At 67.0% G+C, this 20606-nt stretch carries 18 protein-coding genes and 2 riboswitches; of the genes, 11 read left to right on the top strand and 7 right to left on the bottom strand.

Annotation, left to right across the window (positions count from 1 at the left end; genetic code table 11):
• Positions 1-340: 340 nt before the first annotated feature.
• Positions 341-1234, top strand: coding sequence for a c-type cytochrome (locus AC1DQ3_RS20045; protein WP_477121897.1), 894 nt, complete (start codon positions 341-343; stop codon positions 1232-1234).
• 77 nt (positions 1235-1311) lie between these two features.
• Here the strand turns inward: AC1DQ3_RS20045 and hemN are convergent, their stop codons facing one another.
• Positions 1312-2898 carry an oxygen-independent coproporphyrinogen III oxidase gene (gene hemN / locus AC1DQ3_RS20040; RefSeq protein ID WP_477121896.1) on the bottom strand — a complete coding sequence of 529 codons (1587 nt, stop codon included), beginning with the start codon at positions 2896-2898 and terminating at the stop codon, positions 1312-1314.
• A 209-nt stretch (positions 2899-3107) separates the two neighbouring features.
• Here hemN and AC1DQ3_RS20035 point away from each other — a divergent pair, with 209 nt between their 5' ends.
• On the top strand, positions 3108-4256 hold the full coding sequence (locus AC1DQ3_RS20035; protein WP_477121895.1) for an ABC transporter substrate-binding protein: 1149 nt from the start codon (positions 3108-3110) through the stop codon (positions 4254-4256).
• 16 nt (positions 4257-4272) lie between these two features.
• Here the strand turns inward: AC1DQ3_RS20035 and AC1DQ3_RS20030 are convergent, their stop codons facing one another.
• The 3 genes from AC1DQ3_RS20030 to AC1DQ3_RS20020 all read right to left on the bottom strand — a co-directional run bounded on the left by AC1DQ3_RS20030 (position 4273) and on the right by AC1DQ3_RS20020 (position 8523).
• A complete protein-coding gene (locus tag AC1DQ3_RS20030) occupies positions 4273-5439 on the bottom strand; it encodes an ATP-binding protein (RefSeq protein ID WP_477121894.1) in 1167 nt (388 codons plus the stop codon).
• The gene (locus tag AC1DQ3_RS20025) at positions 5411-6145 is read right to left on the bottom strand and encodes a response regulator (protein WP_477121893.1); all 735 of its coding nucleotides are present in this window, start codon (positions 6143-6145) and stop codon (positions 5411-5413) included. The genes AC1DQ3_RS20030 and AC1DQ3_RS20025 overlap by 29 nt, the downstream gene beginning before the upstream one ends.
• Before the next feature lie 275 nt (positions 6146-6420).
• Positions 6421-8523: a UvrD-helicase domain-containing protein gene (locus AC1DQ3_RS20020; RefSeq protein WP_477121892.1), complete on the bottom strand. Its 2103-nt coding sequence runs from the start codon at positions 8521-8523 to the stop codon at positions 6421-6423.
• Positions 8524-8745: 222 nt separating this feature from the next.
• On the opposite strand from AC1DQ3_RS20020, the gene AC1DQ3_RS20015 reads away from it, so the two are divergent.
• The 9 genes from AC1DQ3_RS20015 to AC1DQ3_RS19975 all read left to right on the top strand — a co-directional run bounded on the left by AC1DQ3_RS20015 (position 8746) and on the right by AC1DQ3_RS19975 (position 17806).
• Positions 8746-8973 (top strand): glycine zipper 2TM domain-containing protein, encoded by a 228-nt coding sequence (locus AC1DQ3_RS20015; RefSeq protein ID WP_477121891.1) that lies wholly within the window; start codon positions 8746-8748, stop codon positions 8971-8973.
• A gap of 68 nt (positions 8974-9041) precedes the next feature.
• Positions 9042-9129: riboswitch (glycine riboswitch) on the top strand.
• Positions 9130-9150: 21 nt separating this feature from the next.
• Positions 9151-9283: riboswitch (glycine riboswitch) on the top strand.
• Between the two features lie 99 nt (positions 9284-9382).
• Positions 9383-10510 carry a glycine cleavage system aminomethyltransferase GcvT gene (gene gcvT / locus AC1DQ3_RS20010; protein WP_477121890.1) on the top strand — a complete coding sequence of 376 codons (1128 nt, stop codon included), beginning with the start codon at positions 9383-9385 and terminating at the stop codon, positions 10508-10510.
• An 89-nt stretch (positions 10511-10599) separates the two neighbouring features.
• Complete coding sequence (gcvH, locus tag AC1DQ3_RS20005) at positions 10600-10980, top strand: glycine cleavage system protein GcvH (RefSeq protein ID WP_035873078.1); 381 nt, start codon at positions 10600-10602, stop codon at positions 10978-10980.
• 99 nt (positions 10981-11079) lie between these two features.
• Positions 11080-14001, top strand: coding sequence for an aminomethyl-transferring glycine dehydrogenase (gene gcvP, locus AC1DQ3_RS20000; RefSeq protein ID WP_477121889.1), 2922 nt, complete (start codon positions 11080-11082; stop codon positions 13999-14001).
• A gap of 110 nt (positions 14002-14111) precedes the next feature.
• Complete coding sequence (locus AC1DQ3_RS19995) at positions 14112-14654, top strand: DUF421 domain-containing protein (protein WP_477121888.1); 543 nt, start codon at positions 14112-14114, stop codon at positions 14652-14654.
• Between the two features lie 32 nt (positions 14655-14686).
• On the top strand, positions 14687-16063 hold the full coding sequence (locus AC1DQ3_RS19990; RefSeq protein ID WP_477121887.1) for an L-serine ammonia-lyase: 1377 nt from the start codon (positions 14687-14689) through the stop codon (positions 16061-16063).
• Positions 16064-16129: 66 nt separating this feature from the next.
• The gene (locus tag AC1DQ3_RS19985; RefSeq protein ID WP_477121886.1) at positions 16130-16453 is read left to right on the top strand and encodes an EthD family reductase; all 324 of its coding nucleotides are present in this window, start codon (positions 16130-16132) and stop codon (positions 16451-16453) included.
• A gap of 63 nt (positions 16454-16516) precedes the next feature.
• Positions 16517-17254, top strand: a complete 738-nt coding sequence (locus AC1DQ3_RS19980) for an MBL fold metallo-hydrolase (protein WP_477121936.1) — start codon at positions 16517-16519, stop codon at positions 17252-17254.
• Between the two features lie 72 nt (positions 17255-17326).
• On the top strand, positions 17327-17806 hold the full coding sequence (locus AC1DQ3_RS19975) for an OsmC family protein (RefSeq protein ID WP_477121885.1): 480 nt from the start codon (positions 17327-17329) through the stop codon (positions 17804-17806).
• Positions 17807-17862: 56 nt separating this feature from the next.
• On the opposite strand, the gene AC1DQ3_RS19970 is transcribed toward AC1DQ3_RS19975, so the two are convergent.
• From AC1DQ3_RS19970 to AC1DQ3_RS19960, 3 genes are all read right to left on the bottom strand, one after another.
• The gene (locus AC1DQ3_RS19970; RefSeq protein ID WP_477121884.1) at positions 17863-18084 is read right to left on the bottom strand and encodes a hypothetical protein; all 222 of its coding nucleotides are present in this window, start codon (positions 18082-18084) and stop codon (positions 17863-17865) included.
• 103 nt (positions 18085-18187) lie between these two features.
• Positions 18188-19303, bottom strand: coding sequence for a YbdK family carboxylate-amine ligase (locus tag AC1DQ3_RS19965; protein WP_477121883.1), 1116 nt, complete (start codon positions 19301-19303; stop codon positions 18188-18190).
• Positions 19303-20526, bottom strand: a complete 1224-nt coding sequence (locus AC1DQ3_RS19960; protein WP_477121882.1) for a cation:proton antiporter — start codon at positions 20524-20526, stop codon at positions 19303-19305. Before AC1DQ3_RS19960 ends, AC1DQ3_RS19965 begins: the two co-directional genes overlap by 1 nt.
• Positions 20527-20606 lie beyond the last annotated feature (80 nt).

The following is a 20606-nucleotide window of genomic DNA, read 5'->3' as shown; positions in this document are numbered from 1 at the left end:
GCATAGCATACCGTGTTTGGGGACGGACGTCCATGTTCGCCTTCGCCAGGGTGGCGCGGCGACGTCTCGTCCAAGCCGCTTTTGCCTCATGCCATGGGCCTTTGAGGCTATAATCGCGAGTTATTTGTGTAAAAACGGGGCTGCGCAATGTCCACAAAAGTCCACAAAAGGTCAGTGGATTCAGGCGGCGCACCCTGCGGCTGGCTCCGTTGGGGACAGTTGACACCGGATAACGGTCCGATGCACGCAATTGGCCGGGGGGAATTGGCCACCGGGCAAGCGGCCACATAAGCAGCCGATCACGAGCGGCCACAGGTTTCCTGCAAATTGAGAGTTGAGTATGAGCGACGTCCACAACGCAAACGACGAACACGAGTCTCCCATCAAGACCCCCAAGCAGCTGATCGCTGTGGTGATTGCCGCCTTCCTGGTGCCAATCATCGTGATCATCCTGCTGGTCAATTTTGTCGGACATGGCGCCAAGGAAGGCGCGGGCTCCACCGCTACCGTGGAATCCGTCAATGACCGCATCAAGCCGGTCGCCTCGCTCGAACTGAAGGATCCGAACGCGCCGCGCGTCTACAAGACCGGCGAACAGGTCTACAAGGAAGTCTGCGCAGCCTGCCACGCCACCGGTGCCGCTGGCGCGCCCAAGTACAGCAACGCGGGCGACTGGGCTCCGCGTATCGGCCAGGGCTTCACCGGCCTGCTGAACTCCGTGCTGCATGGCAAGGGCGCCATGCAAGCCCGCGCCGGCACCACCGCCGACGACTACTCCGACTACGAACTCGGCCGTGCCGTGGTCTATATGGCCGACGCCGGTGGTGCCAAGTTCCCCGAGCCCGCCGCTCCCGCAGCCGCCGCTCCGGCTACCGCTGCTGCCTCGGATGCCGGCGCTGCTCCTGCCGCCGCCACTGCCCCGGCTGCTCCTGCGGCCCCTGCGCCCGCCGCAGCCGCGCCGGCTGCCGTTGTCGCAGCCGCTGCGCCGGCTTCGGCCGAAGTGGGCAAGAAGGTCTACGAACAAGTCTGCGCCGCCTGCCACGCAGCGGGTGTTGCCGGTGCGCCGAAGTTTGGCGACAAGGCCGCCTGGGCGCCCCGCCTGAAGGAAGGCATGGACGCCGTGCACGCCTTCGCCCTGAAGGGCAAGGGCGTGATGCCGCCGAAGGGTGGTTACGCCGGCCCGGACGCCGACGTGATGGCCGCGGTGGACTACATGGCCAACGCTTCGAAGTAACCGGTTTCCGGAAGCAGACAAGAAAGCCCGCGGCATGCCGCGGGCTTTCTTGTTTGTGCGGTGCCGGGCTTGCGTGCTCAGACCACCCGTGAGTAGCGCAGCGGCGCAGGCGTACCTGCCTCTGCGCTCCGGTCGCCCGCCGGCGCCACGTGCGCAGTGCGTCGTGCGTCCTCGCGCAGGAAGCCGTCGAAGACCATGGCCAGCCGGCGCACCAGCAAGCGGCCCAGCGGCGTCACTTCAATGCGGCCGGGTTCGCAGCGCACCAGGCCTTCCCCGGCGAGCCGTGCCAGGTCTGCCATCTCGCCTGCGAAGCAGGCTGCAAAATCGATGCGATGGCGGGCTTCCAACGCCGCAATATCGAGCACCCCGTTGCACATCAGGGCGCCGATGACCTCGCGCCGCAGGTGATCTTCATCGCGCATGGCAAAGCCGCGCATCACCGGCAGCACGCCGCCGTCGAGCGCGCGGTAGTAGTCGTCCAGCGTGCGGGCATTCTGGACATAGCGGCCCGCCACCGCGCCGATCGACGATACGCCGAAGCCAAGCTGGTCGTAGCCGGCGTGGGTGGAATAGCCCTGGAAGTTGCGTTGCAGCCGGCCCTCGCGCTGGGCCACGGCGAGTGCGTCGTCCGGCAACGCGAAATGGTCCATGCCGATGTAGACATAGCCGGCGGCGGTGAGCTGCTCGATGGTGCCGACCAGGATATCGAGCTTTTCGGCCGGCGCAGGCAGCGCGCGTTCGTCGATGCGCCGCTGCGGCTTGAACACATGCGGCAGGTGCGCATAGCTGTACACAGAGAGCCGGTCCGGGCGCATCGCCAGCACCTGCTCCACGGTGGCGGCAAAGCGCGCCGTGGTCTGGTGGGGCAGGCCGTAGATCAGGTCCATGCTKACCGAGCGGAAGCCCAGCCGGCGAGCGGCGTGGACCACTGCCTGCGTTTCCGTCTGCGATTGCACGCGGTGTATCGCTTGCTGCACCTCGGCGTCGAAATCCTGCACGCCCAGGCTGATGCGGTTGAAGCCGAGTTCGGCCAGCAGCGCCATCTGCGCGCCGCCGATCCGGCGTGGGTCGATCTCGATGGCATGCTCGCCGTCGGGCAGCAGGTCGAAATGTTGGTGCACGGTATCCATCAAGCGGCGCATTTCCGCCGGATCGAGGAAGGTCGGCGTGCCGCCGCCCCAGTGCGACTGCACCACTTCGCGCCGTGTGCCGAGTTGCTGCGCCACCAGCGCCATCTCGCGCGCGAGGTAATCCACATAGCGGGCGCTGCGGCGGTGGTCCTTGGTGATGATCTTGTTGCAGCCGCAGTAATAGCAGATGTTCTCGCAGAACGGCACGTGCACATAGAGCGACAACGGGGACTGCCGGCCGGCATCCGTGCCCGGGCTGGCGGCGCAGTCGGCCAGCGCCTGCCGATAGTCCTGCTGGCCAAAGCCGCCGTGGAAGCGGTCCGCCGTCGGGTACGAGGTGTAGCGCGGGCCGTTGATATCCATGCGGCCGGCCAGTTCGCGGAAGTCCGACAAGGCGTGCCGGTCCGGTGTGGCGGCGCGGCCCGCCTGCTTGCTCTTGCAGGCCGAGCCGCAATGGCCTGAGCAGGCGCGCGGCTGGCTGGCAATGGAAATTGGGACAGGGGCGGATGCGGTGGGGCGGTCAAGCTCAGCCATGGGGCGGCCTTCGTGGTGGATTCGATGGCTCATCGTAGTGGTCGCCGTCCGCGCACGCGTTGACCAAGGTCAAGCCGTGGCCCATGACATCGGACGCCATGGCCTGCACCGGCGCGCCGCTTGTCACGCCGGCGTCACGTGGATCGGGTAGGCTGCCCCGCGCTCGCCGGCATTCCGTCCCCCGGCTCAACATGTCGCCACGGCCTTCCATGCACATTCCTCCACTGATTGCGCAGGCGCCACGGCTGCCGCGCCGCCGCCTGCTGGCTGCGCTCGGCAGCACCCTGTTGGCGCCCTCAGCCCTGCTTGCGCAGTCGCCGCCGCGGCGCCCCCTGGTGATCGGCCACCTGGTGGATCGCGGCGGGCCGCAGGCCGACCTCGCGCGCGACTACCTGGCTGGCGCCAAAGTCATGTTCGACGCTGCCAACGCGGGCGCGCGCGAGCCGCGCGTGATGCATGTGGTGCGCGAGGTCGATACGGATCCGCGCGCGGCCACCGCGCAGGCACTGGCACTGGTCGCGGGCGAACGCGCCGAACTCCTGTTCGGTCCCAGCGACGCCTTGCTGCCCGTGCTGGCCGCCTCGCCCGAACTGGCACGGCGCGGCGTGCAGATCGTGGCGCCCCTGTCGGGGCTGTCGCTCACCGCCGATCATGTCTGGTACACGCGAGCCGATTACCGCGCCGAACTGGATGCGGCGATTCGCCAGTTGCGCAGCTACGGGATCAAGCAGATGGTGTTGGCGGTGGCGCCGGATTTTGCCGCCGGCAGCCTGGCTGGCGGCACGCCGTGGCGGCGCCAGCTCGAACAGGAGCCGGGCCTGCAGGCGCTTACGCTGGATGACGGCAAGGGAGATGGCGTGGGCACAGGCGCGGTGGTGCAGCGTATTGCCGCCGCGCGCCCGTCGGCGGTGATCGTGGCGGGCGACACACTGGCCTATGGCAGCCTCGGCCGGGCGCTGGCCGCGCGGGGTTGGTACGGCTTCCTGGTGGGCTTGTCCGCGGTCAATTCACTGGCCGCGCGCGAGATCCTGGGCACGGGCTATAACGGCGGCATCGTGCTGACGCAGATCGCGCCGGGGCCGCAGGACCTGACCCTGCGCGTGGTCAAGGAACACGTGGGCCGGATGAAGCAGTTCCTGGACGAGCCCGCCTCGTCCGCCACGCTGGCCGGCTACGTCGGCGCTGCCTGGCTGGTGCGCTCGGCATTGTCAGGGCCGCGCCCGGACACACCGGCCGACCTGCGGCGCGCCCTGCAGGCCCGCGTCGACGTAGGCGATTTCGTGCTGGATTTCACCCGGGGCACGCGCGGCTCGCAATATGTGCAGCTGGCGGCCATGGGCGGCGGCACGGCGCGCTGACCGTAGCCCCGGCCACTCAGGCCCGCGGCAGTATGATCCGTACCTGCAGGCCGCCCCCCGGCCGGTTGGCCAGGCTCAGCTCGCCGCCGTGGCGCGAGACGATATCCGCGGCGATCGACAGGCCCATGCCGACCCCGCCGGTGGCGCGGTTGCGCGAGGATTCGAGCCGGTAGAAGGGCTCCAGCACGCGCGCCATCTCGTCCTGCGGGATGCCGGGGCCGTTGTCGCAAACGTCGATGACCACCCGCTCGGGGCTGTCGGCCAGCTCGATGCGCGCGCTGCCGCCGTAGCGATGGGCGTTTTCCGCCAGGTTGACCACGGCCCGGCGCAGTTCCGCCGGATAGGCCAGTAACGGCTCGGCCCTGCCGGACAGGCTGACGTCCTGGCCAATCTCCGTGGCGTCGTCCACCACTGCCTGCAACAGCGCATGCACATCCACCCGCTGGCGCGGCGCCGCGGCGCCGTCGCGCTCGCGCAGGTAATACAGCGTGGCATCGATCAGCCCGTTCATCTCGGCCAGGTCCTGGCGCAGGCGGTAGCGCACCTGGTTGTCGCTCACCCCTTCAATGCGCAGGCTCATGCGCGTGAGCGGCGTGCGCAGGTCGTGGGACACCGCGGCCAGGAAACGCGATTGCTGCGCCAGCTGGGTGCGGATGCGCTGCTGCATATGGTTGAAGGCCGTGGCTGCGTCGCGTGCCTCGGCCGGGCCGCTGTCCTCGTCCAGAGGCGGCGCGTGCACGTCCTGGGCCAGCCGGCCGGCGCTGCTGGCCAGACGCTGGACGGGCCTGGCCAGCAGGCGCGCGCCCACCCAGGATGCGGCCACGATGGCGGCAAGCTGGAACAGCAGTCCCAGGCGCGGCGGGCCGAAGCCACGGCCGCCGCGGGTCCGGTGTGGCGCAGGCGGCGGGCTGCCTGCGTTGCTTCCGGCACCGGCCTCGGCGTCAGGCGGGGGGCCTCCCCGCTGGACTTGCTGGGCCGGCGGTGGCGGCGGCGCCTCGTTGCCGGCGAAAAAGGCGAATCCGGTGTGCCCCGGACGGGGAAAAATGCTCTCGATCACCGTGACGCCAAGCAGGTGTACGGCCAGCATGATCGCCGCCATCACCAGGAACAGGCGGATGAACATCGAGTCATGGCGGGCCAGCCAGCCCGCGCGCTCAGCTTTCGACGGCGCCGGTGAAGACATAGCCCTCGCCTCGGACGGTGCGGATCAGTGCCGGGTCGCGCGGGTCGTCGCGCAGCTTCTGGCGCAGGCGCGAGACCAGCAGGTCGATGCTGCGGTCGAAGAGGTCGAGATCCCGGCCGCGCGCCTGGTTGATCAGCAGTTCGCGGTCGAGCACGCGGTTCGGGTGTTCGATAAAGGCCAGCAGCAGGCGAAATTCGGCGTTGGACAAGGGCACCACCGTATCGTCGCCGTCCATCAGTTGCCGCAGCGTGGTATTGAGCCGCCAGTTGCCAAAGCGCAGTTCATGGCCACCCACCGGCGGGGGGCGCTTCACGCCAGCGCCGCCCCGGCTGCGCCGCAGCACGGTGTGGATCCGCGCCACCAGTTCGCGCATCTCGAAGGGCTTGGTGACGTAGTCGTCGGCGCCCACTTCCAGCCCGACCACGCGATCGGCCAGCTCGGTGCGCGCGGTGAGCATGATCACCGGCAGGTCGCCCCGCTCGCGGATTTCGCGGCATAGCGCCAGGCCGTTTTCGCCGGGCAGGGAGAGATCCAGCACCACCAGGTCGTAGTCGCGCGCGGCCAGCGCGGCGCGCATGGCGGCACCGCCCTCCGCGCCGTCGGCTTCGATGCCGAAGGTGGCGAGGTATTCGGCCAGCATGGAGCGGATCTGCGGATCGTCGTCGACAATCAGCAAGTGCAAGGGCGTGACGGGAGCAAGGTCCATCGGGCTTGGTAGCAGGCTATCAGGCTATTGCGGCACTTTGCAGCGTGGTTCGCGGCAGGTTTGCGGCGATTCGAGGGTGAAGCGGGGGTGGCCGGGGGGCGGCCGCCGCCAGGGATTCACTCTACCAGCCTCGCGCGGCGGCCTGATAGGCGGGTTGTGGCCGCTTCGTATCGGGTCTGATACAAAGACAAAGCGGCCCGGCCGGCTGATCTTGTCCCGCTTGCAGCGGCAATGCATCCACTTTGCATAGCCGGGCTTTGTATGTCCGGCACCGGCTACCCTGCGGTCTTGCCAGGCGTGCCGGGCGTGCCCAGCAGCGCCTTGAGTCCGGCCAGGCGGTCCTTCGGGCTCATGGCCGGGGTCTCGTCCTTGATCCCGGGCGCCTCCTCGAGCTTCATCTCGCCGATAAACCGCGAGGGCTGGCAGGAGTAGGTGTCGCGCGCGCGCTTGCGCTTCTTGCACCAGCTGATGTGCAGGCTGCGCTGGGCACGGGTGATGCCCACATACATCAGGCGGCGCTCTTCCTCGATCTTCTCGTCGCTCATGTCCTCGTCTTCGCGGCAGTGCGGCAGGATGCCCTCTTCCACGCCGACCAGGAACACGTGCGGATACTCCAGGCCCTTGGAGGCATGCAGCGTCGACAGGCGCACCGCGTCGGGATCTTCCTCGCGGCCTTCGAGCATGCTCATCAGGGCCACCGTCTGGGTCAGCTCCAGCAGGTTCTTGCCTTCGTCGCCAAAGCCGTCGGCGGTGTCGAAGCCGGTGGCCTCGCCTTCGCCGGTGGCCTCGGGCTTGGTGCCCTTGCGCTTGAGCCAGTCGAGGAATTCCAGCGTGTTGGTCCAGCGGGACTGCGCCTGGCGTTCGTCGAAGGTGTCATACAGGTAGGCTTCGTAGTGGATGCCTTCCATCATGTCGTCGAGCACTTCGGTGGCGGGATCGGTGGCCGCGCGCCCGGCCAGGCGCACCATCGCCTCGCAGAACACCCGCAGCGGCTCCAGCTGGCGCGGCTGCAGCTTGCCTTCGATGCCGCCCATCATGGCCGCCTCGAACAGCGACACCCTGGCCTGCCCGGCGAAGGTACCCAGCACTTCCAGCGTGGTGTTGCCCACGCCGCGCTTGGGCGTGGTGATGGCGCGGATAAAGGCGGGATCGTCGTCCGGGTTGGCGATCAGGCGCAGGTAGGCGCAGATATCCTTGATCTCGGCCTTGTCGAAGAAGCTCTGGCCGCCCGACAGCACATAGGGAATGCGCTCGCGGCGCAGGATCTGCTCGAACAGGCGCGCCTGGTGGTTGCCGCGATAGAGAATGGCGTAGTCGCGGAACTGCGCGCGCCGCTCGAACTTGTGGGCCGAAAGCCGGAACACCACGGACTCCGCTTCGTGCTCCTCATCGTTCATCGGGTTGATGGCGATGGGGTCGCCCATGCCGTGCTCGCTCCACAGCTTCTTGTCGAACAGCTTGGGATTGTTGGAGATGACCGCGTTGGCCGCCTCCAGGATGCGCACGGTGGAGCGGTAGTTCTGCTCCAGCTTGACCACTTTCAGGTCGGGGAAATCGGCCTGCAGCAGCCGCAGGTTGTCCAGCGTGGCGCCGCGCCAGCCATAGATGGCCTGGTCGTCGTCGCCCACCGCGGTAAAGGCCGGCGCCCGCAGGTGCGATCCGCCGGCCAGCTGCTTGAGCAACTGGTACTGGCAGGCGTTGGTGTCCTGGTACTCGTCCACCAGGAAGTAGCGCAGCCGGTTCTGCCAGCGCATGCGCACTTCCTCGTTGCGCTCGAACAGCTCGGCGGGCAGGCGGATCAGGTCGTCGAAATCCACCGCCTGGTAGGCGTGCAGCGTGGCCACGTAGTTGCGGTAGATCAGCGCCGCCTGGTGATCGTCGGGATTGTCGGCCCGGGCAATGGCCGTCTCGGGATCGACCATGCCGTTCTTCCACAGCGAGATGGTGCTCTGCACGCTGCGGATCAGCTTCTTGTCGGTGGTGGAAAGCTGCTCCTGCACCATGCCGAAGCAATCGTCCGAATCCATGATGGAGAAGCGCGGCTTCAGGCCCACATGCTCGGCCTCGGCGCGCAGGATCTGCACGCCCAGCGAGTGGAAGGTACTCACCGTGATCTGCTTGATGGGGATGCGCTTGCCCTCGCGCGTGGTCTTGCCCTCCATCAGCTTGGCGATCCGCTCCTGCATCTCCTTGGCGGCCTTGTTGGTGAAGGTCACCGCGGCGATGTGCTTGGGCTGGAAGCCCTTGTCCTCGATCAGGTGCGCGATCTTCTGCGTGATCACCCGGGTCTTGCCCGAGCCGGCGCCGGCCAGTACCAGGCAGGGGCCGTCGAGGTAGCGAACGGCTTCGGATTGGGCTGGATTGAGTCCGTGGGTCATGCGAGGCGGGAAATGGCGGATGCGCAACGCGGCTGGCGCGATTGCTGGGCGGAGGCTGGATGTTAACACGCGACCATGGCCCCCTCAGGCATGAAGTCGGCATCGCAGGACTGGTAACACTTCGTAAGCCCGGGAGCCGCGGACCTTCTGGCCCCTCTAATTTATATGTCCGGCATGAGCGTGCGCCGTGCCGGATGCACTTCACGATAGCTGGAGAAAATCATGAACACCCTGCATTCCTTGAGCAAGGCGGTCTTGATCGGTGTCGCGGTGGCAAGCATGGCGGGCTGCGCCGATATGTCGCCAAAGCAGCGTAACACCGCGATCGGTGCCGGCGTCGGTGCGGTAGGCGGCGCAGTGCTGACCGGTGGTGACGCGCTAGGCACCCTGGGTGGTGCCGCGGTAGGCGGTGTCATCGGTAACGTAACGACCGACAACCATCGCAGGTAGTGCGCTGCAACAAGGCGGTGGCCCCTGGCGGATGCGTTGACAAAGCCGGGGCGCTCCCGTAAATTGCCCGCATCCGACCGGGAGAGCGCGCGAAGCTTGCGCCGCCGAAGGGGTATCACCCGAAAACTCTCAGGCACCATGGACTGGTCGGATCGGCATGCAACATGCACACGATGCACGCCGTACTCTGGAGAGCGGCACCCGCCATGGACTGGTGAGCGTGCCCACCGAAGGGGCGCGCAAGGCCTGGGTTCCGGTTGAAACGGGGCCGCCTTGTAATCTCTCAGGTATCGAGGACAGAGGGGTCATCCGCCGCAGCGGATCTGGCAGCGCCATGGCGCGCCGAATCCTGCGGCGGATGGCCCTTTTTTCGTTTTCGAACCGAGATTTGCCTTCCTCCGAGGATTCCATGACGCTCCAGGCCACGCCCCTCAACGCTATCCACCGCGCCCTCGGCGCCCGCATGGTCGATTTCGGCGGTTGGGACATGCCGGTCAACTACGGCTCCCAGATCGAGGAACACAAGGCGGTGCGTGGCGATGCCGGCATGTTCGACGTCTCCCACATGTGCGTGGTGGACCTTGCAGGCGCCAATGTGCGTCCCTTCCTGCGCGGCCTGCTGGCCAACAATGTCGACAAGCTGCAAACGCCGGGCAAGGCGCTCTATTCCTGCATGCTCGACGAAAAAGGCGGCGTCATCGACGACCTGATCGTCTATTTCTTCGCCGAAGACCAGTTCCGCCTGGTAGTGAACGCCGGCACCGCCAACAGCGACATCGCGTGGATCAGCGCGCGCAACGCGGCCACCAATAGCGGCGTAAAAATCACCCCGCGCCGTGGCGATAACGCCCCCGACGGCGTGGAGCCGCTGGCCATCGTCGCCGTCCAGGGCCCCAACGCCCGCACCAAGGTCTGGAGCGCCTTTCCTTCGACACAGCCCAGCGAAGCCCTGAAGCCGTTCAACGCCGTGGTCGTGCAGGACCCCGCGCTTGGCGAAGTCATGGTGGCACGCACCGGCTATACCGGCGAAGACGGTTTCGAACTGGTGGTGCCCGCCGCGAACGTGGCCGGCCTGTGGGAAAAGCTGGTTGCCACCGGCGTGGTGCCGGCCGGCCTGGGCGCGCGCGACACGCTGCGCCTGGAAGCCGGCATGAACCTGTACGGCCAGGACATGGATATCCACACCTCGCCGCTCAACGCCGGCCTGTCCTGGACCGTGGACCTGCAAAGCGAGCGCGACTTCACCGGCAAGACGGCACTGGCCGCCGCCGGACAGACCCAGCAGTTCGTCGGCCTGATCCTGCGTGACAAGGGCGGGGTGCTGCGCGCCCACCAGAAGGTGATCACCCCCGCCGGCGACGGCGAGATCACCAGCGGCACCTTCAGCCCCTCGCTGTCCCAATCCATCGCTTTTGCCCGCCTGCCGCGCGACGTGGCCATCGGCGCCGAGGTGCAGGTCGAGATCCGCGACCGCAAACTCGCCGCGACTGTGGTTAAACTGCCGTTTGTGCGCAACGGCAAGGCACTCGTGAGCTGAACGCTCGCACTGGTCACAGCGCGCCTGCCGGCGGTTACCCCATCCCCGCCCGGCTGGCGCAGAGTAAAAAATTGAATCTGGAGAATCCCATGAATTTCCCCGCTGACCTGAAATACACCGAGTCCCATGAGTGGGTGCGCGTCGAAGCCGACGGCACGCTGACCATCGGCATCACCGACCACGCGCAGGACGCGCTGGGCGACATCGTCTTCCTGGAGCTGCCGGAAGTGGGCAAGTCGGTCGGCGCCGGCGACGCGCTCGCCGTGGTGGAATCGGTCAAGGCCGCTTCCGACATCTACGCCCCGGTGGCTGGCGAGGTGATCGCCGTCAACGATGCCGCCGCCGCCGCGCCGGAAAGCGTCAATGCCGACGCCTTCGACGCCTGGCTGTTCAAGCTCAAGCCGGCCAACAGCGACGACGTGAACGGCCTGATGTCGGCCGACGCCTACAAGGCCAACGTCGGCGCCTGACGCCAGATCGTCATTCCCGCGCCAAGGGAATGACGGATAAAGCTTGCCGCGACGCGGCCGGGCCGACCACCCGCCGCACCGCTCCACGAGATTCCTGCCATGAACGCCCCTTTGCCCATGAACGCCGCCCAAGTTGCCCGGCCCACGCTGGCCGAACTGGAGGCGCGCGACGCCTTCGCCTCCCGCCATATCGGCCCCGATGCCGCCGAACAGCAGCACATGCTCAAGGTGCTCGGCTATGACAACCGCGCCGCGCTGATCGACGCCGTCATCCCCGCCGCCATCCGCCRCCGCGACGGCATGCCGCTGGGCGAGTTCACCGCGCCGCTGACCGAGGAAGCCGCGCTGGCCAGGCTGCGCGGCCTGGCGAACAAGAACAAGGTACTCAAGAGCTTTATCGGCCAGGGCTACTACAACACCCTGACCCCGGGCGTCATCCTGCGCAATATCTTCGAGAACCCGGCCTGGTACACCGCCTACACGCCCTACCAGCCCGAGATCTCGCAAGGCCGGCTGGAAGCCATGCTGAACTTCCAGCAGATGGTGACCGACCTGACCGCCCTGGATATCGCCAATGCCTCGATGCTGGATGAAGGCACGGCCGCAGCCGAGGCCATGACGCTGCTGCAACGTGTCAACAAGCACGCCTCCAGCACTTTCTATGTGGCGGACGATGTGCTGCCGCAAACGCTGGAAGTGGTACGCACCCGCGCCCTGCCGCTGGGCATCGAGGTCAAGGTCGGCCCCGCATCGGAAGCCGCCGGCGCGCATGCCTTCGGCGTGCTGCTGCAATACCCCGGCGTCAACGGCGACGTCGCCGACTACCGCGGCATCGCCGACGCCGTGCACGCCGCCGGCGGCCTGGTGGTGGCTGCCGCCGACCTGCTGGCGCTGACCCTGATCGCCGCGCCCGGCGAATGGGGCGCCGACGTGGCGGTGGGCAACTCGCAGCGCTTTGGCGTGCCGCTCGGTTTCGGCGGCCCGCACGCCGGCTATATGGCGGTCAAGGATGCGTTCAAGCGCTCCATGCCCGGCCGCCTGGTGGGCGTGACCATCGATGCGCAAGGCAACAAGGCGTACCGCCTGGCCCTGCAGACGCGCGAGCAGCATATCCGCCGCGAGAAGGCCACCTCGAACATCTGTACCGCACAGGTCCTGCTGGCGGTGATGGCGTCGATGTACGCCGTGTACCACGGCCCGCAAGGCCTCAAGCGCATCGCGCAACGCGTGCACCGCCTGACGGCCACGCTGGCCGGCGGCCTGGCGCAACTTGGCTACACGCGTACCAACGCCACCTTCTTCGACACGCTGACGCTGGAAACCGGCTTCAACACCGAAGCGCTGCACGCCTCGGCCACCGCGCGCGGCATCAACCTGCGCCACGCCGGCGCCACCCGCGTCGGCATCTCGCTGGATGAGACTGCCTCGCGCGAAGACGTGATTGCCCTGCTGGAGATCTTCGCCCACGGCAAGCCGGTGCCCGGTTTCGATGTACTGGAAGCCGCCGCGCAGGATGCCTACCCCGCGGGTCTCGCGCGCCAGAGCGCCTACCTGACCCACCCGGTCTTCAATACGCACCACGCCGAGCACGAAATGCTGCGCTACCTGCGCATGCTGGCCGACAAGGACCTGGCGCTGGACCGCACCATGATCCCGCTGGGCTCGTGCACCATGAAGCTCAACGCCACCAGCGAGATGATCCCGGTGACGTGGCCCGAATTCAGCAAGGTGCACCCGTTCGCGCCGCTGGACCAGACGGTGGGCTACCGCGAGATGATCGACCAGCTCGAAGCCATGCTGTGCGCCGCCACCGGCTACGCCGCTGTCAGCCTGCAGCCCAACGCCGGCTCGCAGGGCGAGTACGCCGGCCTGCTGATCATCCACGCCTACCACGCCAGCCGTGGCGAGAGCCATCGCGACATCTGCCTGATCCCGTCCTCCGCCCACGGCACCAACCCGGCGTCGGCGCAGATGGCCGGCATGAAGGTGGTGGTGGTGGCCTGTGACGAAGACGGCAACGTCGACCTGGAAGACCTGGCGAAGAAGGCCGGGCAACACAGCAAGAACCTCGCCGCGATCATGATCACCTACCCGTCCACGCATGGGGTGTTCGAGCAGGGCGTGCAGCAGATCTGCGACATCGTGCACAAGCACGGCGGCCAGGTCTACGTGGACGGCGCCAATATGAACGCCATGGTCGGCACCGCCGCCCCGGGCCAGTTCGGCGGTGACGTGTCCCACCTGAACCTGCACAAGACCTTCTGCATCCCCCACGGCGGCGGCGGCCCGGGCGTTGGCCCGGTGGCGGTCGGCGCGCACCTGGCCGACTTCCTGCCCAACCAGGACAGCGTGGGCTATCGCCGCGACGACTCGGGCATCGGCGGCGTGTCCGCCGCGCCGTTCGGCTCGGCCAGCATCCTGCCGATCTCGTGGATGTATGTCGCCATGATGGGCTCGGCCGGCCTGACCGCCGCCACCGAGAACGCCATCCTGGCCGCCAACTATGTGGCGCGCCGGCTGTCGCCGCACTTCCCGGTGCTCTACACCGGCCAGCACGGCCTGGTGGCGCACGAGTGCATCCTGGACCTGCGCCCGCTGCAGAAGACCACCGGCATCTCCAACGAGGACGTGGCCAAGCGCCTGATGGACTACGGCTTCCACGCCCCCACCATGAGCTTCCCGGTGCCGGGCACGCTGATGATCGAGCCGACCGAGAGCGAGGCCCTGCATGAGCTGGACCGCTTTATCGACGCCATGATCGCTATCCGTGCCGAGATCGGCCGCGTGGAAGACGGCAGCTTCGACCGCGAGGACAACCCGCTGAAGAACGCGCCGCATACCGCCGCGGTGATCACCGCCGACGCGTGGGAGCACAGGTACACGCGCCAGGAAGCCGCCTACCCGGTCGCCGCGCTGCGCACCCAGAAGTACTGGCCGCCGGTCGGCCGCGCCGACAACGTGTATGGCGATCGCAACCTGTTCTGCGCGTGCGTGCCGATGAGCGAGTACGCTGAAGAGTAAGCGGATGGAAGCCGGGGCTGCGGTCGTCACGGCAACCCCGGCGCTTCGCCGGCGCGCTATGCTCGATGTGGTTGCGCGGCCACCCGGCCGTGCCGGCAAACGGAGCACGCATGTGGAATCTCAGCGCCCCATGGTGGGAATTTGTCCTGCGCGGACTGATCGTCTACGGCAGCCTGCTGATGCTGCTGCGGCTTTCCGGCAAGCGCCAGATCGGGCAGCTGACTTCGCTCGACCTGGTGCTGCTGCTGGTGCTGTCCAACGCCGTGCAGAACGCCATGAACGCGGGGGACAACTCCGTCACCGCCGGACTGATCCTGGCGCTGACGCTGATCGCGGCCAACCTGGGACTGGCGTGGCTGAGTTGGCGCAGCCGGCGCATCGAGAACGTCGTCGAAGGGCGGCCTGAGGTACTGATCCATGATGGCGTGGTGTTCGCCGACGTGATGAAGCGCGCTCTCGTTACCCGCGACGACCTGCACAAGGCGCTGCGGCATGCCGGGTGCCAGCGCGTCGGCGATGTGCACTTCGCGATTCTCGAGAATGACGGCACGATCAGCGTGCTGGTAAAGAAAGACGCGCCCCCTGCCCCACCCAACGCGGCAGGCTCGCTATGGCGCGCCCCCATTAACAACGATATGGACGCGCCGGTCTGAATCCGGCGCCAGCCAGCCCCCAGGAGTCTCCCGTGGCAGTCAGCGTCTTCGATCTGTTCAAGGTGGGCATCGGTCCCTCCAGTTCGCACACCGTGGGACCGATGCGCGCGGCGCTGATGTTTGCCCAGGGGCTGGCCCGCGACGGCCTGCTGCCACAGGTGGCAAGCGTGCGCGTCGAACTGTACGGCTCGCTCGGCGCCACCGGGCGCGGCCACGGCACCGACAAGGGCGTGATCCTCGGCCTGCAGGGCGAGGCACCGGACACCATCGACCCCGATGCCATCGAGCATCGCCTGGCCGCGCTGCGCGCCAGCCGCACGCTGTCGCTGCTGGGCACGCATCCGGTGCCCTTCGTGGAAAAGGAACACATCGTCTTCTACCGCCGCGAAGCCATGGCGGAGCATCCCAACGGCATGAAATTCCATGCCTTCAATGCTGGCGGCGAGCCCATCCGCGAGGGGCGCTACCTGTCGGTGGGCGGCGGCTTCGTCATCACCGCCGGCGCGGCCAACACGCACATCCTGGAAGCCGACCAGCAACTGCCGCACCCCTTCCGCAGCGGACGCGCCATGCTGGAAATGGCCACTGCCAGCAAGAAGAGCATCGCGCGGCTGATGATGGAAAACGAATGCGTGTGGCGCAGCGAGGCCGAGGTCAATGCGGGGCTGCTGCAGATCTGGTCCGTGATGCAGGCCTGCGTGGTGCGCGGCTGCCGCACCGATGGCGAGCTGCCCGGACCGTTCAAGGTCAAGCGCCGCGCCCCCGAGCTGTTCCGCAACCTCACCGAGCATGCCGAGCGCGCGCTGGCCGATCCGCTCTCGGTGATCGACTGGGTCAACCTGTACGCGATCGCCGTCAATGAGGAAAACGCTGCCGGCGGCCGCGTGGTTACCGCGCCCACCAATGGCGCCGCCGGCATCATCCCGGCCGTGCTGCATTACTACGACCGCTTCGTGCCCGGCGCCAATTCGCAGGGCGTGATCGACTTCCTGCTCACCGCCGGCGCCATCGGCATGCTGTACAAGCTCAATGCCTCGATCTCCGGTGCCGAAGTGGGCTGCCAGGGCGAAGTCGGCGTGGCCTGCTCGATGGCGGCGGGCGCGCTCGCCGCGGTGATGGGCGGCACGCCCGAGCAGGTCGAGAATGCGGCCGAGATCGGCATGGAGCACAACCTCGGCCTGACCTGCGACCCGGTCGGCGGACTGGTGCAGATTCCCTGCATCGAGCGCAATGCCATGGCTTCGGTCAAAGCCGTCAACGCCGCGCGCATGGCCTTGCGTGGCGACGGCATGCATTACGTGTCGCTGGATTCGGTCATCAAGACCATGCGCGAGACGGGCGCCGACATGAAGACCAAATACAAGGAAACGGCGCGCGGCGGCCTGGCGGTGAATATCGTGGAGTGCTGACACCGTACTCGCAGCGCACTTTCTGCTACGCTTGCCTGGCATCCACTCACACACCCGGAGTCCAGCATGGTCAAGATCAGCTTTCTCTACCCGCACAGCAAGGGCGGCAGGTTCGACATGGACTACTACCTGCAGCGGCACACGCCGCGGGCCATCGCATTGTTCGGCGCGCATCCCGGCTACCGCGGCGTGGCGGTGGAGCGCGGGCTGGGCGGCGGCGCGCCGGGCTCGGATCCGGCCTACACTGTGATGTGCCATTTCCTGTTCGAATCGGTGCAGGACTTCGTGGCTGCCGCCAAGGCCGCCGGCAGCGAATTGCAGCTCGATATCCCCAACTACACCGATGCAGTGCCCGTGGTGCAGATCAGCGAAGTGCTAACCGTCGCTTGATCCGGCTGCCGCATGAAGTCTTGCGGCAAGGCTTTCATGTCCGTTTCCCCTTCGGCAGCACGCATGCAAACCTTCTACCAGCTCTTCGACGAGGCCTCGTCCACCTTCACCTACCTGCTGATCGACGCCGCCACGCGCGAGGCTTTGCTGATTGATCCGGTGGACCATCTGCTCGACCGCGACCTGGCAGTGCTGCAAGCCAGCGGCGCCAGGCTGGCGTGGGTGGTCGAGACGCACGCGCATGCAGACCACATCACCTCCGCGGGCCATGTTGCACTGCAAACCGGCGCGCATACGGCCGCGCCCTCGGGCTGCGATATCCGGCCCGCGCAGAAGCAGCTGATCGACGGCGACACGCTGCAGTTCGGCACCCAGACGATACGCGCCATCCACACGCCCGGCCACACCGCCGGCAGCATGAGCTACCTGTGGGAAGAGCCGACGCCCGCCGGCATCGTGCGCCGCATCTTCAGCGGCGACGCGCTGCTGATCGACGGCTGCGGCCGCACCGATTTCCAGTCCGGCGATGCCGGCACGCTCTACGACAGCCTCACTCGGAAGCTCTTTGCGCTGCCCGACGAGACCGTGGTCTATCCCGCCCACGATTACAAGGGGCGCACTGAATCCACCATCGGCCATGAGCGCGCGCACAACAGCCGCGTGGCCGGCCGCACGCGTACCGAGTTCATCGAGATGATGGGCCAGCTCCATCTGCCCAAGCCCAGGATGATCGACGTGGCCGTGCCGGCCAACCAGCGGCTGGGCTTGCGCGATGGGGAGCCGGTGCCGCACGGGGCTTAGCGGGCACTGTCCGAAACTTGGACGCTTGGAAACTTGGACATTTCAACAACATTTCAATCCGGAGAACAAGAGATGGCCCAGTACACCGCGGAAACCCTGTGGCTGCGCGGCGCGCAGGATTTCCTTGGTAACCGCTACAGCCGCAAGCACGTGTTGCGCTTCGACGGCGGCATCGAGGTGCCGGGTTCCTCGTCGCCGCACGTGGTGCCCCTGCCCATGTCGGAGGCCGCCGCGATCGACCCGGAAGAGGCATTCGTGTCCTCGCTGTCCAGCTGCCACATGCTGTGGTTCCTTTCCATCGCCGCCAAGCATGGGTTCTGCGTCGACCGGTACTACGATGCGGCGGTCGGATCCATGGCGAAGAATGGGGAAGGCAGGATGGCCATCACGGTGGTCACGCTCCGGCCCGAGGTCACCTTCTCCGGTGATCGGCAACCGTCCCGCGAGGAAATCGGGCACCTGCATCACACGGCGCATGAAGCGTGCTTTATCGCTAACTCAGTCAAGTCGGAAGTGCGCTGCGAGCCGGTATACGTGCGCGCGCAAACCTGAAGGCGCGGTGCCCGCCGGCGCCGGCTTCCCGCCGGGGCTGGCGGGGTGGATGGGAGCTAGTCCCAGATGCAGCGCACCGCGGCGGCGGCGATCACCGGCACCGTGAGGACAAGCGGAATCGCAAAATACGGCACCTCGAGATTCACGACACGCTCATAGATGAGCCAGCCGACGCCAATGGCCAGCGTGACCAGGCCGACAATCGCCGCCACCGTGTTCATGGCCCGGTCCGAAGGACATCTGCGCGTCCGTTCTGCTTTGGTGGGAAGCGCTTTCATCGTAGCTCCGAAGGAAGTCGTCACAAGCGTCACAAGCACCCGTTCATTCCATTCTAGTCCCGCTCCGCCCGTTTGCACGCTTTGCCAGCGTGCAATGCCGCACTCAGCTCGCCCAGCTATCGCAGGTCTGCCGCACGGTTTCGCGCAGGCTGCGCGTGCTGGCGTCGATCTGCCGCACGCGCTCGGCGTCGCCGTTGCGGCTTAGTGCCAGCGCGCGGATATTGGCCAGTGCGTCGAGCGATCCCAGCGCCTCGGCATGGGGGACCAGTGCGTCGCAGATCGAGATGATGTGATTGGCGATCGGCACGCGCGTCAGTTCGTTGGGATGCACGTACTCGCCCTCCAGACCGAAGCGGCAGGCCTGGAAGCGGTTGAAGGTGTAGACCAGGTAGTCGTCTTCCTGCGGCATGAACGGGCGCGACAGCAGCAGGTAGCGCGCCAGCGCCTGGATGTAGGCGGCGATATCGCAGGCCCGCCCCACCGTGAGCGGCGTGTCCATCACACGGACCTCGATGGTGCCGAACTCGGGCTTGGGGCGGATATCCCAGTAGAAGTCCTTCATGCTCTCGATCACGCCCGTCTTGCGCATCTTCTCGAAGTAGGCGGTGAAGGCGTCCCAGGTGAGCAGGTACGGCGCACGCCCGCTCATGGGGAAGGCGGCCACCGAATTCAGCCGCGCCGACGCAAAGCCGGTGTCCACGCCCTGCACATAAGGCGAAGAAGCGGCCAGTGCGATGAAATGCGGCACGTAGCGGCCGATAGCGTGCAGCAGGAACAGCGACTCGTCGGCGCTCGGGCAGCCGATATGCACGTGCTGGCCAAATACCGTGAACTGCTTGGCCAGGTAGCCATAGAGCTCGGAGATGTACTGGTAGCGCGGCGAATCCGAGATGGTGCGGTCGGCCCACTGCTGGAAGGGATGCGTGCCGCCGCCGCAGATGCCGAGGTTGAGAGAACGCGAGGCGTCCACCATCAGGTCGCGCATGGTGCCGAGCTCGTCCAGTGCCTGTGCATAACTCGTGCAGATGCCGGTGCTGATCTCGATCATCGAGGGACTGATCTCGGGCTTGATGTCGCCGGCGTGCTGCGCGCCTTTCAGCGCACGCAACAGATCCGGCGCGAACGGCGCCAGGTCGTAGTCGTGACGATTGACGAGCTGCAACTCCAGCTCCACGCCGAAAGTCAGCGCTTCGGACTGCTTGAACGGTTCGAGTGACATCAGCGCCCTCCTCCATTGCTTCTGACCTCGCCCGCATAGCGAAGTGCCCAGGCTGCCAGCGTGGGCCCCATCAACTGCTCGATCGCCAGCGTGCACAGGACGATGGCTGCCAGCGGTTCGCCGGTGGTCGGATACAGCAGCGCGATATCGCTCATCAGCAAGTACGCCAGGCCCGACATGGGCGCCAGTGCGAGCCCGAGCGCCACGCATTGCTTCATGCTCAGGCCGGAGAAGGAACCGAGCGAGGCGACGCCCACCAGCTTGGCGAAGTGCCGCAACAGTACCAGCACGCAGGCAGCGCCACCCCCGATGGCCCAGTCGTGCGCGGTCAGCGGCAGGCCGAGCGAAACCACCATCACGATGATCAACAGGCTGCCCGCGCTGCCGAAATGTGCCGGCCAGACGCGCGGCTGGCTGTCCTGGTGCTTGAACACAACGCCTGCGAGTATCAGCGTGAGCGGCATCGAAAGCTTGAGCACGCGCGCCAGCGCCAGCGTGAACAGCACCAGCCCCACCAGCACCAGGAAACTGTAGTGGTCGTCCGAGGCCATGCGCGCGTAGATGCCGTGCCCGAGCTTGCCGACGCCCCAGGCCAGCAGGCAGGAGCCCACCAGCAGATATAGCGGATGCAGCAGCGCGGCGCCGAGGTTCCCGTATTCGGAATGCAGCCAGCCGGTGGCGAGCTGCACGATGGTGGCGGCGTAGATGCTGTTCAGGGTCGCCATGGCCAGCAGGCGCTCGGTCACTTGCCCGTCCGCGCGCAGTTCGTTCTTGAGCTGCAGCACGATGGTGGGTGAGGTGCTGACGGCGATGCCCCCGGCCAGGATGGCCACCGCCGGTGCCACGCCGATCCATTGCAGCACGGCGGCCACCAGGCCCCAGGTCAGCAGGCTTTCAAAGGCGCTGGTGAAAAGCAGCCAGCGGTTGGCCCGCAGCCACGTGAGCGAGAGCCGGTGCCCGAGTTCGAACAGCGCCAGCGCCAGCGCCATGTCGATCAGGATGCGGGTCTGCGCGATCATGTCCTCGTCCACGATGCTGTGGCCGAGCATGCCGGCCAGCAGGCCCGTGGCGGCATAGCCGACGATACGGGGCAGCCGCAGGTACATGCGGCATACCTCGCCCGCCAGGCCCGCGCCCACCAGCGCCAGCCCGACCCAGAAAAGCCCGCCCGGAACCAGGGGCAGGCTTGGAAACAATTGGCTCAGTCCATTCATGGGCAACATGGTAACGGAGTCACATGACATTCCTTGTCAGAGTTTGTCCGACAGGGCGCGGAATTTGCTGGCAACGTGATGGTTTCTGG

The sequence above is a fragment of the Cupriavidus sp. 01T418 genome (genome assembly GCF_056398885.1).
The sequence above is the reverse complement of the archived record's forward strand: the minus strand, read 5'-3'. Positions and strand labels throughout refer to the sequence as shown.